The following is a 14,735-nucleotide window of genomic DNA, read 5'->3' as shown; positions in this document are numbered from 1 at the left end:
TCCTGTTGCTTTTGTCTTTTTTATTTATAAAATTAAATCATGTTCATTTTGTAAGCGGCATAAAGTGCTTTTAATTCTTCCATTTTATCATACATTTCAATTTGCAGACCGGAAGCCGTAGCAAAATCATTTTCATTTAATGCTTTGATCAAAAGGGTAAACAATGATTTTTCATCAATGCTGTCCTTGGCAAGATAACAACGGATGTCATTGATTTTATTCCAGTTATAAGCATCTTGGTCAGTTACATAATTGGAGGCAATTTCCTTACAGGTACTCACAATTGCCCGGTTTTCCGGAATTATACGACTGATGAGTTCAGTTTTCCAGCGAACGAGTTCACCGGCAACGAAAGCATCAACAATCTGGTCACATAATGCATTGGCTGAAGTGACAACAGAGCGTTTTTCAGGATAATTTTTAAGAGCCTGCATATTTTCCCAGACAGTAGCAGGGGGAACAGAGAATAAATGATCACGTTCTTCTTGACTGTAGTCTTCAAATACATCTTCTTCACTGCGATAAGCACGATCTTTTTCTAAATAACCGGCAGCTTCACCTGCTTCTTTGGACAATTCGGTGAGCAATGCATCAGTGGTTTTATTTACAGCGTATTTTACGCCGTCTAAGATGGCTGAGTAAATAGCAGCCAAAGCAATATAAGTGTTAGTATAAGGATTGCAGGCACGCAATTCAAAACGTGTAGCCATCGGACTGTTGATGTCACGTACAAGGCCTGCTAAAATTGTGCGGTTACGTGAAGGAATAGCCGGATTGTGCCCCAGTGAGGTGACTATGCAGACCGGTGCTTCAAAACCGGGTTTTAAACGATTTAAAGAATCATTGGTGGATGATACAAATGGATTTATTACTTCATAGTTTTTCAAAAGGCCCATGATGGCACCATAGCCGATAGAACTCATAAAGTCTTTTGTCATTTCTTTAGGGGAGAAAAGATTGATAACTTTACCGCTTTTTAATTTTGCAGCCATACCGATATGAGTGTGTTCACCATTACCGGCAAGTCCAATCATTGGTTTTGCTTTGAAATTTACTTCCAGACCATTGGCGCGGAATACTTCTTTAGCTAATGTACGGACTAATAATTCATTGTCGGCTGCTTGTACGGCATTTGCAAATTTCCAGTCAATTTCAATCTGTTCGCAAACATGGCTAAGGTTGCCGTTGGAGTCCATCTGGCCTTTCATGCCGCCGACTTCCTTATGTCCCATTTCTGGTTCCAGACCATAGTATTGCATAGCGAGGATTGTCTGTTCCAAAGCTGAACGAACTGCACCGCGTGTACGTTGCCAGTATTGTTCCTGCATGACCTGAGAAGCGCTCATTTCAGGGATGTCTGCTTCCTCAAGCGGTGTCTTGACCCAAAATTCAAGTTCAGTTGCAGAAGTGAAGATAATATCTTCAACATCGCTGCCTTTGATATGTTCAAGGCCGGATATAGTATCATGAGCAGCAAATAGTGCCATAATTTCTTTTTTTGCAAATGCTAAAGTATCAGTTAGTACAGCGCGTGAATCTACACGTTTGCCTTCATGAATGAGAAAAGCCGGAATGCGCAATGTACCGATTGGTTTTTCTGCTTCTTCATCAAAGTTTTCCATGTTATAGTCGATAAACCAGTTTACAGATGGATCAATGGGCATATCAACTTTAGCATTGTTCAAAGTTGCGATATTAGTCAATACCACCGAAGAACCATCAGTCTGGACTGCTGAACCTTCATAGAATTTATCTATGTCGTCCAGGAAAATTTGTACAGGAATTTTTTCATCGGTATCATTACCTGCCAAATCAATCCCAACTAATGAAACAAATTTGATTTCTGGGTGTTCTTTTAATTTGCTGAGAATGTCCTCTTTTTTAGAATTAGCGGGGATAACAAAAAGTAAATCATCCATAAGAAAACCACCTTTAAATTTTAAAAATTTAAGCAATAAAAAAACCACATGAATAAACCAATCCCTCATGATACATGTAGAAATTAGGTAATCATATGGCTCCATTGCCTTGTTAACATCTTTACGTTCATATATTAGCATATCTGCATACTTTTGTCTAGGGGGTTATCATATATTTTAAACGTAATTGCTAAAAAGTCATAATAATATAAGAAAAAATATAAAATATACTAATTATATTAAAAAAATAAATTGCTGTACCGATAAACATTATAAAATTGACACTTTTAATGATATAAACCATGTTAATTATTTATTGAATCTGTGGTTGAGTATTTTAATAAAAAATCTATCATATAATGGTATACAGTCTGGAATCTAAAATTTTTTTAAAGTAGAACTAAACGTTTTTGTATTGTATTATATGGAAGGTATTATAAATTTGCTTTGTAATGATTATAACTTCCTGACAATGTTCCAACCATGCATCATTATACTAAAAGGAATGAATTTGGCGATAAAATGATGTATTGTACAAATAATACCTGGTGTGGAAACGCTGTGATCTCTTTTAGCGTCATGCAAAGCTTTAATCGCAATTTTTTGACAGCGTGAAGCAAAGATAAATCGTTTTATATAAGTATTGTCGGCAGTTTTTTGGGCAGTGTCAATAAAATTAGTATCTTTTATCCAGTAAGGACATACGGCTGTGACCGATATGTGACGTGTAGTAAGTTCAATTTGTAACGCCCGGCTGTAATAATAAAGAAAAACTTTACTTGCAGCATAAATATTGAAATAAGGAAGTGGCTGGAAAGCTGCGGTTGAACAAATTTGAAGTATATGGCTGTGAGGATGCATAAAGGGCAATGCAGCTTGAGTGAGCAGCATTGCTGCCCGACAGTTTAAATCAACGATAGTTGAACAATCTGATAGGGAAATGTCATTATAGCTGCCAATTTTACCAATACCGGCAGCGTTGATCAAACATTTGATATTGGGTTTTTCTTTATTTAAGGCAGTTTGTATTGAATCAATAGAATTTTTGTCGGTAAGGTCGAGAAAAAACAACTGCAACGGCATGGTCAGTGATTTTTTCATAGCAAGCAATTTTGGTTGAGAGCGGGCTATGCACCAAATGGCGTCAAGAGAACCTTCTTGCGAAAGCAATTTGACAAATTCACATCCTAAACCGCTGGATGCACCACTTATTAAAGCAATATTCATAATATTCACCCCTGAATAATTGATATTAATCTTCATATTTTAAGCATAGGCTTATTGTTGTCCGCTGTCAAACAAAAAGACTGTCACACGCGGTATATTCATATGTTGCGTGTGACAGTCTTTTTTATTTATTACAGCGTTATCCTTCAGCAATTTTTATTTCATTCATTAAATCATTGCGTGATAGTTTTGCATTGAGAAAGGATTTTATATCAGGTGTATATAGATTCATATGAGTTTTTTGATCAATGGAAATTTTCACGTCATCTACTGTATAGTCAAATACATGACCGCCTTTTTGTAAAGCATCATCAATAAAATGAAAATGGTAGCCAGAAACGGCAATTCCCTGGGCATAGAAGGGTGTCCAGAATCCGACAATTTTTCCTTTTACATTTTTGAAATTGATTGTCTGTTGTGAATTTACTGCTTCAGTCATCGGAATATATTTTTCCTGATAGCTGACAGTACGGGTATTTACTTCCTTAAAGATACCATCGATACATACAGCATAAAATAGATTTTCGCTTGGTACAAGTTTCTTCAATAATTTTTCGAAGGTAATTTTATTCATTGGTTTATCAACTGTATAGGTAATTTGCGGATTAAAATAAGTCACGGTACAAAATGGCGTACGGTCCTGTGATACCATTGGAACTGCACAACCACCGCGCAACCGATAAAAGTTGCCATCGAAACCAATTAACTCACCATCCAGGTGAGAAAAAGTACCAATACCAAAATTACCATGTTGTTTTATCTGATCGTAATTGAGAACACCATCATAGACACCGTCTAATAGTGCCGTCATGGTCGATACCTGATATATTTCACCAGGTTTGTATAAACGAGATTTTACGTCCATTTATAACACCTCTTTCAAAATGAACAATTGATTAATTAAGTTGATTTGGCAATATTTGCATGCCAAGTTTAATATTATCGCGATAATCTATCGGGACATCGACAACTACAGGACAATCGTTATAAGACAATGCTTTATTTAAAACGGTATTCAGTTCATCAGGTGAATTGACACGTAATCCCTTAGCGCCAAATGCAGCAGCATACTTTACCACGTCAACAGAACCAAAATTTATACCCGAGGTCCTATTGTACTTCATCATTTGTTGAAAAGCAACCATATTGTAAGTTCCATCCCTCCAAACGAAATGGACAATCGGCAGTTTCAAACGGACGGCTGTTTCCAATTCCATGGCAGAAAATAAGAAGCCACCGTCACCGGAAATAGCAATAGTTTTAGCTTTGTTGTTGACAAGGCTGGCAGCTATTGCCCAAGGCAGGGCAACGCCAAGTGTCTGCATACCATTGCTGAACAACAGTGTTTTTGGTTCATAAGTCCGAAAATGACGGGCCATCCAGATATAATGCGAACCAACATCGCAGGTTACTGTCGTGCTGTCACTGATTGCACTGCGTAGTTCATGGATGAATTGCAGAGGATGAACTAAGTTGGTAGAATTATTTCTTGGAGGGATATCATTGGCAGATAATTCATCACGCATGATATCTAAAAAGTGCAGATTTTCCGGGGCAATACTTACTTTATCCAAGCGTTTGGTAATTTCGTTGACAGTTGCTTCAATGTTGCCGATAAGTTCTATATTGGGTTGGTAGCAGTTGTCGATAGCAGGAGAGTTCTCATCTAAATGAATGATGATACGGTCTGTATTATCATTCCAATATTTGGGATCATATTCTACAGGGTCGTAGCCTATAGTAAGTAATACATCGGCTTTTTCAAGAACATGGTCACCGGGCTGATTGCGGAATAATCCGACTCGGCCAAGAAAATTTTCTTCTAAATTCCGAGAGATAAGACCGGATGCCTGAAATGTTTCGATCACGGGGATACTGCATTTTTTTAATAAAGTTCGTACCGCTCTCACCACAGAAAAACGATTTGCCCGTATACCTGCCAATATTACAGGCATTTTAGCATATTTTAAAGCGGCTATCGCTCTTTCGACAGCATTTTCCGGAGCACTGCCAAGTTCTGATCTGGTAAAATTATTTAGCGGTCTTGCCGATGTAGTTTCACCCAGCACATCCTGTGGAAAACTTACTACAGCAGCACCTTGTTTAGAAGATTCGGCTGCACGGAAAGCATTCATCATAACTTCAGGAACAGTACTGGGATGAATTACTTCCGCACTATATTTGGTGATAGGCTTGAATACTGCAATATTATCAAGTGCCTGGTGGGTTTGTTTTAGTTTGTCATCACGGCTGACATTGCCGACTAATGCGACTACCGGATCATTTTCTGCGTTTGCAGTAGCAAGTCCTGTAACCAGATTAGTGGCACCTGGTCCCGACGTGGCAAGACATACACCGGGTTTACAGGTTAGGCGTCCAACTGCTGCTGCCATAAAAGCGGCATTTTGTTCGTGACGGCAGACGATGAGTTTTGGACCGTGGTCCTGCAGAACATCAAATACCTTATCAATTTTGGCGCCAGGGATACCGAAAATGTATTTTACGTCTTGTTTTTCCAGACTTTTTATTACTAATTCTGCACCGGTAAGCTGTTTCGGAGCAGAATCTGTTTTTACGTCAACAGTTTTTTTCATTTCTAATTGTTGCATGACTATACCTTCTTTAATAAAGCATATATTTTTATAGGCTGTCTTTCATTAACAAATTTTTCCGGCCGAAAAAATACAAGAAATGAAAAAGCAAAAATTACTATAAATGATATTAATTGATTTAGTGCCTTTCCATAAACACAATATAACACAAAGAAAATGATTGTTCAATTAATATTTTTCGATTATTATAATAGGTATAAACTATAATGGAGGTTAAAAATGGAAATAAGACATTTACAATATTTTATGGCAGTGTGTAAATATCGTCATTTTACAAAAGCGGCAGAAAGCCTTAATATAGCACAACCCACATTGAGCCAGCAAATACAAGTACTTGAACAGGAAATAGGGGCTAAGTTATTTGACAGAGTCGGTAAAACGGTTTTGATTACGCCTGCAGGGGAAATATTATTTAAACACAGCATGAGGATTTTTGATACAATTGAACAGGCCAGGACAGAGATAAGCCAGCTTAACGGATTGGCATTGGGGAGAATAAAGGTAGCATGCCTGGGGACTTATTTGATGATGGAAACAATAATTGAGTTCCATAAAGAATATCCTAAAATCCATATTGAACTGCAGCAATTGTCAACAGAGCAGATATGTCATAGACTGGTACAAAATGAATTAGATTTTGGTGTGGTATTTTTACCAATTGTCAACAAGGAGTTGACTAGTGTTCCGCTATACCAAGAAGAAATGGTTGTGATGACGGCCCAAAATCATCCATTTGCAGGGAAAAAACAAGTAAAGTTCAAAGAGCTTGGCGATGTTCCGCTTATATTGATGTCGGAAAATTTTATAATAAGACGAATTTTTGATGAAGCTTGCAAAATAAAGGGTTGTCCGTTTTCACCAATACTGGAACTTAGTCAAATGGATGATTTACGTGAAATGGTAGAGCAAAACATTGGGGTGAGTGTACTACCGCATCTTTATGTACGCAGTATGTGTAATCGGCGCAGTATTAAAGCAATACCGTTTGCAGATACGGCAATAAAAAGGACTATTGGTATAGTTTATCGTAAGGGCCGCCATATGTCGGCGGCATCGCTTAAGCTCATTGAAAGTCTGCAGCAGTTTTTTAAAAAAATTTAAATTTCGCAATAAATTTGCGGAGAAAATTAAAAAAACTAATATTAATCTATATGCTATGCAGAAAAATTAAAGTATAATTGTAAAGATGCAGAAAACTAAAGTCATAATATACTAGGAGAATGTGATGCGCTATGAATTTTTTTCGGACAAAAGATATTGAACAAATGAAGCAGATGGCCTTGGCATCGGGGATGGTCAAAAATCTGGGAGTTATAGACCTTATTTTATTGGGAATAGGGGGCGTGATAGGAACAGGAATATTCGTCCTGACCGGTGTGGCAGCGGCTAAATATGCAGGTCCTGCAGTCATGTTGTCATTTATTATTTCCGGTTTTGCCTGCGGGATGGCAGGACTGGCTTATGCCGAATTTTCTTCAATTGTACCGATTTCAGGGAGCGCTTATACATACTCGTATGCTTCATTGGGTGAAATTGTAGCTTTTATTGTCGGGTGGAATCTGGTGCTGGAGTATACTGTTACATCAAGTGCTGTTGCCGCTGGCTGGTCCGGGTACGTTACCGGGCTTTTTCAGTCGGCGGGTGTGCAGCTTCCATTTGCTTTCACGCATGTTCCGGCAGATGGGGGATTAATAAATATACCGGCAATTTTAATAACACTATTATTATCATTTTTTCTTGTACGTGGTACCAAAGAAAGTACAAAATTGAATCGTATTTTGGTAGGAGTTAAGCTGCTTGCTATTTTTATATTTTTGTTTTTGGCAGGACCTAAAGTTGATACAATGAACTGGCATCCATTTATGCCATTTGGTTTTTCGGGAGTAGCCGGTGGAGCCGCTATTGTGTTTTTTGCATATATTGGATTTGATGCTGTAGCCACTACTGCTGAGGAATGTAAGAATCCGGCCCGTGATTTACCGCGGGGAATGATCGGTTCATTAATAATTTGCACATTGCTTTATGTCGCAGTAGCAGGTGTTCTCACTGGAGTAGTACCATATACTTCACTCAATAATCCGGAACCGGTTGCCTATGCTCTGCGTTATATTGGTTATAATATCGGATCGGCATTAGTAGGAGTGGGGGCAATCTGCGGTATTACCACAGTGCTTTTGGTTTTATTATATGGACAAGCGCGTATTTTCTTTGCTATGAGTCGCGACGGTATGATTCCAGCCCAAATCTGCAAAATACATTCGAAATATAGGACTCCGTATATAGTTACCACAGTCGGCTGCATCGTAGTATCGGTTATTGCCGGATTTGCACCCATTGGAGTTATCGCTGAGATGGCCAATATCGGTACTTTGTCGGCATTTTTTGTTGCAGCGGTGGGAGTAATGGTATTGCGGCTGAGAAAACCCGATTTACCAAGAAAATTTCGCTGCCCGGCAGTATGGGCAGTGGGACCGCTGGCCGTATTTTCCTGTGGTTATTTAATGTATAATTTACCGATTGAAACATGGATACGATTTATAGTTTGGTGTACTATAGGATTATTTATATACTTTGGCTATAGTTGTAAACACAGTCTGCTAAATAAATAATATAAAGTGATACGAATAAAGAAGCATGATTGCCTGCAGTTGATTATATGATTTTTATTGCAGACAATCATGCTTTTTTATTCATAAAATCGGCCATGTTTTTATATTAAGCGGGAGTAAATACTTAATAATAGCCGTAATTCAAAAAGAATCAATAAAAATATGAATATATTATAAATATAATTGCAGATAGCTTATATATAAGGCTTTTGGAAATATTGGAAAAGTTGAAAAATAATTGCTGGGTATTCAAGAAAATGTCAAATAAGGAAAACTGTAAAGCATATACTTATAAAAACAAATTTATTGATTATTCAAGGCAATTTGCATAGGTGTTGACGTGTTTTGATAATAAGTTATCATATAAATTGTATAAGATTGCTGACGGCACGGTAAAAATGTTTAAGCTTAGATTGCAGATGTTTAGGACAGAGTTTTATGGTGGGGCGGTTTGCTGCAATAAATTAATTATACATTTTATGGATGCCGGAAGGTCAAATAAGGAGGGTGATCATCTTATGGCACTAAAATATAGAAATAACGATAATGATTTGCCTGTACCATACCAAGAGTTTTATCACAATATTCGGCGATATATACCGCAGAATCGTATTTTTACAGATATTGTCAGAAGATATGCTTATGGTGTAGATGCCAGTCTGTATCGGATAACGCCTAAAATTGTGGTACAAGTGAGAGATATTACAGAAGTTTCTTCTTTGATCAAGGAAGCGGCTATACAGAAAATACCGCTTACGTTTAGGGCAGCCGGAACAAGTTTATGTGGACAGGCTTTGACTGATTCGGTGCTGGTAGTTATATCTGAAGGCTGGCAAAGTTATTCAATAGATGATGATGGCAGTCGAATTACTCTTCAACCGGGAATAATCGGTTCAGCGGCTAATTTATATCTGAAACCATATTCGCGCAAAATTGGTCCGGATCCTGCTTCTATTGATCATGCAATGATTGGTGGAATGGCAGCTAATAACGCCAGCGGTATGTGCTGCGGAACCTCAGATAACAGCTACAAAACAGTGGAGGATATGAAAGTAGTCTTTGCTGATGGATCAGTATTGGATACAGCCAATGCACAGTCGCGAAAATCATGGGAAAGTGAACATAGTAAATTAGTTGAAGAATTGCAGACTATGCGAGATGAAGTTCAGTCAGATGATAAGCTTAGGGAATTAATAAAGCATAAGTTTAAGATAAAAAATACCACAGGTTATAGTTTGAACGCATTTGTTGATTATCATGATCCGATCGACATTTTAAAACATCTGTTGATAGGATCAGAAGGAACACTGGCGCTTATCGCCGAGATAACGTATAGAACTGTATTAGACAATAAATATAAGGCATCTTCGTTAATGATTTTTCCTGATATGAATACTGCTTGTCTGGCAGTCATGAAACTATACAGACCACTGGTGTCGGCAGCAGAACTCTTGGACAGGGTATCATTGCGCTCCGTTGAAGATGAACCCGGAGTGCCGTCTTATATAAAAACATTACCAGAGCAGGCTGCTGCTTTGTTAGTGGAGATACGGGCTGAAGATAATGAGACGCTTTATGAACAAATAGGGCAGGTAAAAGAAAAATTATCGGATATTAAAGTGCTCGAACCAATTGAATTTACTGATGTAAGAAAAGAATATGAACAACTTTGGAAAATTAGGGCGGGAATATTTCCGGCTGTCGGCGGAATACGGGAAATCGGCACAACAGTTATAATTGAAGACATTGCTTTTCCAAAAGAAAAATTGGCAGATGGAGTAATGACATTACGTAAATGTATGGATGAACATGGCTATGGTGATGGAATCATTTATGGTCATGCTCTGGATGGAAATGTCCATTTTGTATTCACACAGTCATTTAGTTCAAAAGAGGATAAACAAAGATATAAAGTGTTCATCGAAGATATCTGTTCATTCGTTGTAGGAACATATAATGGTTCGTTAAAAGCTGAACATGGTACGGGCCGCAATATGGCACCATTTGTCGAAATGGAATGGGGTAAAAAGGCCTATAAACTAATGAAACAATTAAAAACTGCCTTTGATGCGGACGATATATTGAATCCAGATGTAATTATTACGGAAAATGGTAATTTATTTGTTGAAAATATTAAAGCAATGCTGCCAACAGATGGGATAATTGATAAATGTATAGAGTGTGGTTACTGTGAAGTCAACTGCCCATCGCATAATCTGACTTTTTCACCGCGGCAGCGAATTGCTACACAAAGGGAAATTACCCGCCTGACCGTCACAGGGAAAAGTCCGAATTTGCTGAACCAATTTAAAAAAGCTTATGAATATCTCGGTGAAGCAACCTGTGCAGCAGATGGATTATGTCAGCTGTCTTGTCCTGTTTCAATCAATACGGGTGATTTTACTAAACATGAACGTTCATTGGCGGCTACTGACAGTGCTAAAAATACGGCAGATTTTATAACTAATCATTTTGCTGGTGTAAGTAGTTTTATGAAATTTGGATTAACTGGAGCCAATGCAGCTCATTCGGTATTGGGAACGACTGCTATGGAATATATTGCAAAAAAAGTCAGAGATGCCAGCGGTGGGAAAATTCCCCGCTGGACAAAATGGATGCCGAAAAAAGGTGCTACACCACAACAAACGATATCGGAAAACGATACGCAGAAACCAAAAGTGGTTTATTATCCTAGTTGTGTAACACGAATGATGGGGCCTTCTAAATTGGATGATGATAAACGCCAGGTTAGTGATGTAATGCTATCTTTGCTGAAAAAAGCAGGCTACGCAGTAATACTGCCGGATAATATGGATAAATATTGCTGCGGTATGCCGTTTGAAAGTGAAGGCTTTTTTGAAGCGGCAGATCGTATGAGTGCTGAACTGGAGAAACTGTTACTTGGCTGTAGTAACAATGGAGAATATCCTATTTTATGTGATACCAGTCCCTGTGTTTATCGTATGAAAAAAGTCATGGGGAAAAATCTTCAGATTTATGATACAGTGGATTTTATTCATGATTTTCTTTTACCTAAGTTGAATATAAAAAAATCGTCAGAAACTATTATGCTCCATGTTACATGCAGTTCCAGAAAGATGGGGATGTTTGAAAAATTTAAGGATGTTGCTGAAGCGTGCGCCGACAAAGTAATCATTCCGGAAAAAGTTCATTGCTGTGGCTTTGCCGGTGATAAGGGATTTAAAATTCCTGAACTGAATGAATCGGCTTTAGAACATTTGAATGAAGCAATTCCGGCTGGCTGTAAACATGGCTATTCAAATAGTCGAACCTGTGAAGTGGGACTTGCAGCGAAAAGTGGCATTTGTTACCAATCCATTGCCTATTTGGTTGACGAGTGCGCAAAATAATAAATGATTAACAAAAGTGCCTGTTGCTCTGCTTTTAAATAGTAAGTGACAGGTGCTCTTATTATTTTTCGATGAATAGTCGGTTTAATGAATGATGGGGAAATGTGTTTTTATTGTTCGTTAAATTTAGCTATGCTATAATTTCATTATGATAAAATATGTTGGCATATGTTTTATCAGGTAAGGCAGTCGGCATTTTATCAGCGATTATGGTAAAATAATTTAAACTTTGCCGTCTGAAAAAAAGATGAGAGGTAGGGAAAATATGAGAATACACTATTTGCAGCATGTACCATTTGAAAATCCCGGCAGTATTCTTACGTGGGCAGAAGAAAACAATTGCTTTGTGAGCAGTACACAATTATATCAAAGTGACTCTTTGCCAAGGCAAAAAGATTTTGACTGGCTCGTGATCATGGGTGGTCCGATGAATATTTATGACGAAAAAAATTATCCTTGGCTTGCTAAGGAAAAAGTATTTATCAAGGAAAGTATTGCAGCAGGTAAGATTGTCATAGGACTTTGCCTTGGCGGCCAGTTACTGGCTGACGCGATTGGTGGTAAGGTGACTGCTAATCCTTGTAAGGAAATTGGTTGGTTTCCGATACGGTTGAGCGAAAGGGCAAGACAGTCTCCTTTGTTTTCTTTTTTCCCGGAAAATCCAATTGTTTTTCAATGGCATGGCGATACCTTTAGTGAACTTCCTCAAAAAGCAGAGTGCATAGCATCAAGTGCTGCTTGTGAACACCAGGCTTTCGTTTACAAAAAACGGGTGTTTGGTTTTCAATATCATTTGGAAAATACGGCTGAAATCGTCAATGGACTTATTAAGAATTGTGCCGGCGAAATGATACCTGGAACTTATGTTCAGACGCCGGAAGAGGTAGCAGCACATCCTGAGTATATAAAGCAGGATAATAAATGGATGAATATGTTTCTTACCCAATTGAAAAAAATGTATGAATAATAATGGGTCTCCGATAAGTAAAATATGGTATGAAATAATTTGTACGAGTGAGTTTATATCTGCATAACAAATTTGGCATAGCTGCCGGATTGAAGCTGATGCCAATGAATCGTTTTGAAAGAGAGCTGTCACATAATACCATTGATCCCATAAAGATGCAAATCGCTGCCGTTTTTTAAAAACGGACAAGAAATGGAATATGCATATTTATGAATGAAATGTTTACATGCGGCAGCTCTTTTTTTGATAAGTCAATTCATTGTAATTAATATTAATTATTGTCATGAATTGCAGCATTATCAAAAAGTTTTTTAATAAAATTAATGATTAAACGTTCATCTGCGTAGATTTGCCTGTTACGTTTAGTGACTATGGCAGTCTCAAGATATAGTGGTTTTGCCAATGACAGAGGAATCAGATTATCCCCTGGGGAGACGGCATGACGCATCAGAAAGGTAGAAGCTATCTTGTGCTGTACAAGGCTTTTAATAGTAAATAGATGAGGAGAGTAATGGATTATTTTCATTTGAAGATTTTCTTTGGCGAATTCACGGTAAATAAGATGTGTTATATTAAAACTGGTATCAAGCATCACCAAAGGTTCATTTTTCAATGCGTTAATGGAAATGGAAATCTGCTCTGCCAGAGGATGCCCGGCGTAAGTGCAAAAACAGCATTCTGAAGTAGCCAGATGATGATAGAGAAAATCATCACTGCTATGCGTATAATTGATTATAGCCATATCAATGGTTTCATTTTTGAGTAACTGCAGCGAATCAGCAGTACTTATCTCGATGATTTCCAGTATGATTTCTGAATGGGCTCGACGAAGATCTCCCAGCAAAAAAGGAATGACGTAGCTGCCGACCTGTGGGGGTAATGCAATCCTAATATGATTGCGTCGGTGGGACATGTCATTGATTGTGTGCTGCAGTTGATCCAATTCTTCGAGCAGCGGACGTATTTTTGTCAGCAGCATATTGCCATCTTTAGAAACAAAAAGTTTTTTACCGTTGCGTCGGAAAAGATTCAGACCAGTCTCAGCCTCTAAAGTCTGCATTGCGACACTTACAGTGGGTTGTGACACATGCAGATATTCTGCAGCTTTAGTAATGTTTTGCCAGCGACATACTTCATAAAAATATTTCATTTGAATAATAGTCATAATGCAGATACTCCTTAATATCAACATTTATATATAGTAAAAAACTATATATAAATACTATAAAAGTATTTCCATTTAAAAGCAATTATTGCCATAATGAATGTGAGATGAATAATTGGAGATGATTATTATGCAGAGATGTTGGTCGATTAATATGAAAGAAGTACTATTGAGACAGTTGAATGATTATCGCAATAAAAAAATGCAGCGTGCCAGAAGATGCTGTAAAAATTATGAATACTGTCATAAATATCCGCTTAAATTGGAGCATACTGATATTGTTTCATATAATGCAAAATTTTTTGATTATCTTGAATAAAAATCTATGGGGGAATGATGATGGATTCCGGTTATATAGTGCTGCTGGTTATTTTTATCAGTAGTCTCGTGGGGCATAATCTTACTGTGGTATACGCTGCAGGTATTGTTATCGTGTTGAAATTGCTGGGTGTAACAGAATTTATGCATATTTTTGCTGTACATGGTTTGAAATGGGGAATAATATTAATGACGGCAGCACTTCTTATGCCAATTGCCACTGGCGATATCACTTTTAAAACCATAATGGATTCTTTTAAAACTCCTTTGGGACTTGCAGCAATAGCGGCAGGAATTTTTACGGCAGCGACAGCCGGGTATGGAGGCGGACTACTCCACGGATCACCCGAAGTAGTTGCAGCAATTGTCATCGGTACGATGCTGGGCGTATTTTTCCTTCATGGCCTGGCTGTTGGGCCGCTCATCGCGGCAGGTTTGACTTATTTTATCATGCAGTTTTTCACAATAGGGAATTAGTAAACATGACCATAAATAACTTTAAAAAATTTTCTGCCAGTACAATGTCATTTAAATAAAAAATTATATA

At 37.7% G+C, this 14,735-nt stretch carries 12 protein-coding genes; 7 read left to right on the top strand and 5 right to left on the bottom strand.

Annotated elements, in window-relative coordinates:
• Positions 1 to 32 precede the first annotated feature (32 nt).
• From I6751_RS01770 to alsS, 4 genes are all read right to left on the bottom strand, one after another.
• Positions 33 to 1,919 (bottom strand): type I glutamate--ammonia ligase, encoded by a 1,887-nt coding sequence (locus I6751_RS01770; RefSeq protein WP_196590142.1) that lies wholly within the window; start codon positions 1,917 to 1,919, stop codon positions 33 to 35.
• A 456-nt stretch (positions 1,920 to 2,375) separates the two neighbouring features.
• A complete protein-coding gene (locus I6751_RS01765) occupies positions 2,376 to 3,146 on the bottom strand; it encodes an SDR family NAD(P)-dependent oxidoreductase (RefSeq protein ID WP_196598971.1) in 771 nt (256 codons plus the stop codon).
• Between the two features lie 139 nt (positions 3,147 to 3,285).
• Positions 3,286 to 4,011, bottom strand: a complete 726-nt coding sequence (budA, locus tag I6751_RS01760; RefSeq protein ID WP_182187872.1) for an acetolactate decarboxylase — start codon at positions 4,009 to 4,011, stop codon at positions 3,286 to 3,288.
• Between the two features lie 31 nt (positions 4,012 to 4,042).
• Positions 4,043 to 5,755 (bottom strand): acetolactate synthase AlsS, encoded by a 1,713-nt coding sequence (alsS, locus tag I6751_RS01755; RefSeq protein WP_231037762.1) that lies wholly within the window; start codon positions 5,753 to 5,755, stop codon positions 4,043 to 4,045.
• A gap of 222 nt (positions 5,756 to 5,977) precedes the next feature.
• Here alsS and I6751_RS01750 point away from each other — a divergent pair, with 222 nt between their 5' ends.
• The 5 genes from I6751_RS01750 (at position 5,978) to I6751_RS13975 (ending at position 12,884) form a co-directional block, all read left to right on the top strand.
• Complete coding sequence (locus I6751_RS01750) at positions 5,978 to 6,859, top strand: LysR family transcriptional regulator (protein WP_196590144.1); 882 nt, start codon at positions 5,978 to 5,980, stop codon at positions 6,857 to 6,859.
• 131 nt (positions 6,860 to 6,990) lie between these two features.
• Positions 6,991 to 8,367: an amino acid permease gene (locus I6751_RS01745; protein ID WP_196590145.1), complete on the top strand. Its 1,377-nt coding sequence runs from the start codon at positions 6,991 to 6,993 to the stop codon at positions 8,365 to 8,367.
• Positions 8,368 to 8,885: 518 nt separating this feature from the next.
• Positions 8,886 to 11,738 (top strand): FAD-binding and (Fe-S)-binding domain-containing protein, encoded by a 2,853-nt coding sequence (locus I6751_RS01740; RefSeq protein WP_196590146.1) that lies wholly within the window; start codon positions 8,886 to 8,888, stop codon positions 11,736 to 11,738.
• A 265-nt stretch (positions 11,739 to 12,003) separates the two neighbouring features.
• The gene (locus I6751_RS01735) at positions 12,004 to 12,705 is read left to right on the top strand and encodes a type 1 glutamine amidotransferase (RefSeq protein WP_196590147.1); all 702 of its coding nucleotides are present in this window, start codon (positions 12,004 to 12,006) and stop codon (positions 12,703 to 12,705) included.
• A gap of 47 nt (positions 12,706 to 12,752) precedes the next feature.
• Entirely contained in the window at positions 12,753 to 12,884 is a 132-nt protein-coding gene (locus tag I6751_RS13975) for a hypothetical protein (RefSeq protein ID WP_269140826.1), read from the top strand.
• Between the two features lie 92 nt (positions 12,885 to 12,976).
• On the opposite strand, the gene I6751_RS01730 is transcribed toward I6751_RS13975, so the two are convergent.
• Positions 12,977 to 13,870 carry a LysR family transcriptional regulator gene (locus I6751_RS01730; RefSeq protein ID WP_196590148.1) on the bottom strand — a complete coding sequence of 298 codons (894 nt, stop codon included), beginning with the start codon at positions 13,868 to 13,870 and terminating at the stop codon, positions 12,977 to 12,979.
• A 130-nt stretch (positions 13,871 to 14,000) separates the two neighbouring features.
• Between I6751_RS01730 and I6751_RS01725 the strand changes: the two genes are divergently transcribed.
• A complete protein-coding gene (locus tag I6751_RS01725; protein ID WP_196590149.1) occupies positions 14,001 to 14,189 on the top strand; it encodes a hypothetical protein in 189 nt (62 codons plus the stop codon).
• Positions 14,190 to 14,203: 14 nt separating this feature from the next.
• Positions 14,204 to 14,665: a DUF441 domain-containing protein gene (locus I6751_RS01720; protein ID WP_231037763.1), complete on the top strand. Its 462-nt coding sequence runs from the start codon at positions 14,204 to 14,206 to the stop codon at positions 14,663 to 14,665.
• The last annotated feature ends 70 nt before the right edge of the window (positions 14,666 to 14,735 follow it).

The organism is Pectinatus frisingensis, assembly GCF_015732285.1.
Lineage (GTDB): Bacteria > Bacillota > Negativicutes > Selenomonadales > Selenomonadaceae > Pectinatus > Pectinatus frisingensis.
Note: the sequence above shows the minus strand (reverse complement) of the source record. Positions and strands in the feature narration are given on the sequence as shown.

Bases quoted from the DNA above. Each gene is read 5' to 3' on its own strand.
- I6751_RS01770 (WP_196590142.1), bottom strand. From the start codon at position 1,919: ATGGATGATTTACTTTTTGTTATCCCCGCTAATTCTAAAAAAGAGGAC.
- I6751_RS01765 (WP_196598971.1), bottom strand. From the start codon at position 3,146: ATGAATATTGCTTTAATAAGTGGTGCATCCAGCGGTTTAGGATGTGAA.
- budA (WP_182187872.1), bottom strand. From the start codon at position 4,011: ATGGACGTAAAATCTCGTTTATACAAACCTGGTGAAATATATCAGGTA.
- alsS (WP_231037762.1), bottom strand. From the start codon at position 5,755: ATGCAACAATTAGAAATGAAAAAAACTGTTGACGTAAAAACAGATTCT.
- I6751_RS01750 (WP_196590144.1), top strand. From the start codon at position 5,978: ATGGAAATAAGACATTTACAATATTTTATGGCAGTGTGTAAATATCGT.
- I6751_RS01745 (WP_196590145.1), top strand. From the start codon at position 6,991: ATGAATTTTTTTCGGACAAAAGATATTGAACAAATGAAGCAGATGGCC.
- I6751_RS01740 (WP_196590146.1), top strand. From the start codon at position 8,886: ATGGCACTAAAATATAGAAATAACGATAATGATTTGCCTGTACCATAC.
- I6751_RS01735 (WP_196590147.1), top strand. From the start codon at position 12,004: ATGAGAATACACTATTTGCAGCATGTACCATTTGAAAATCCCGGCAGT.
- I6751_RS01730 (WP_196590148.1), bottom strand. From the start codon at position 13,870: ATGACTATTATTCAAATGAAATATTTTTATGAAGTATGTCGCTGGCAA.
- I6751_RS01725 (WP_196590149.1), top strand. From the start codon at position 14,001: ATGCAGAGATGTTGGTCGATTAATATGAAAGAAGTACTATTGAGACAG.
- I6751_RS01720 (WP_231037763.1), top strand. From the start codon at position 14,204: ATGATGATGGATTCCGGTTATATAGTGCTGCTGGTTATTTTTATCAGT.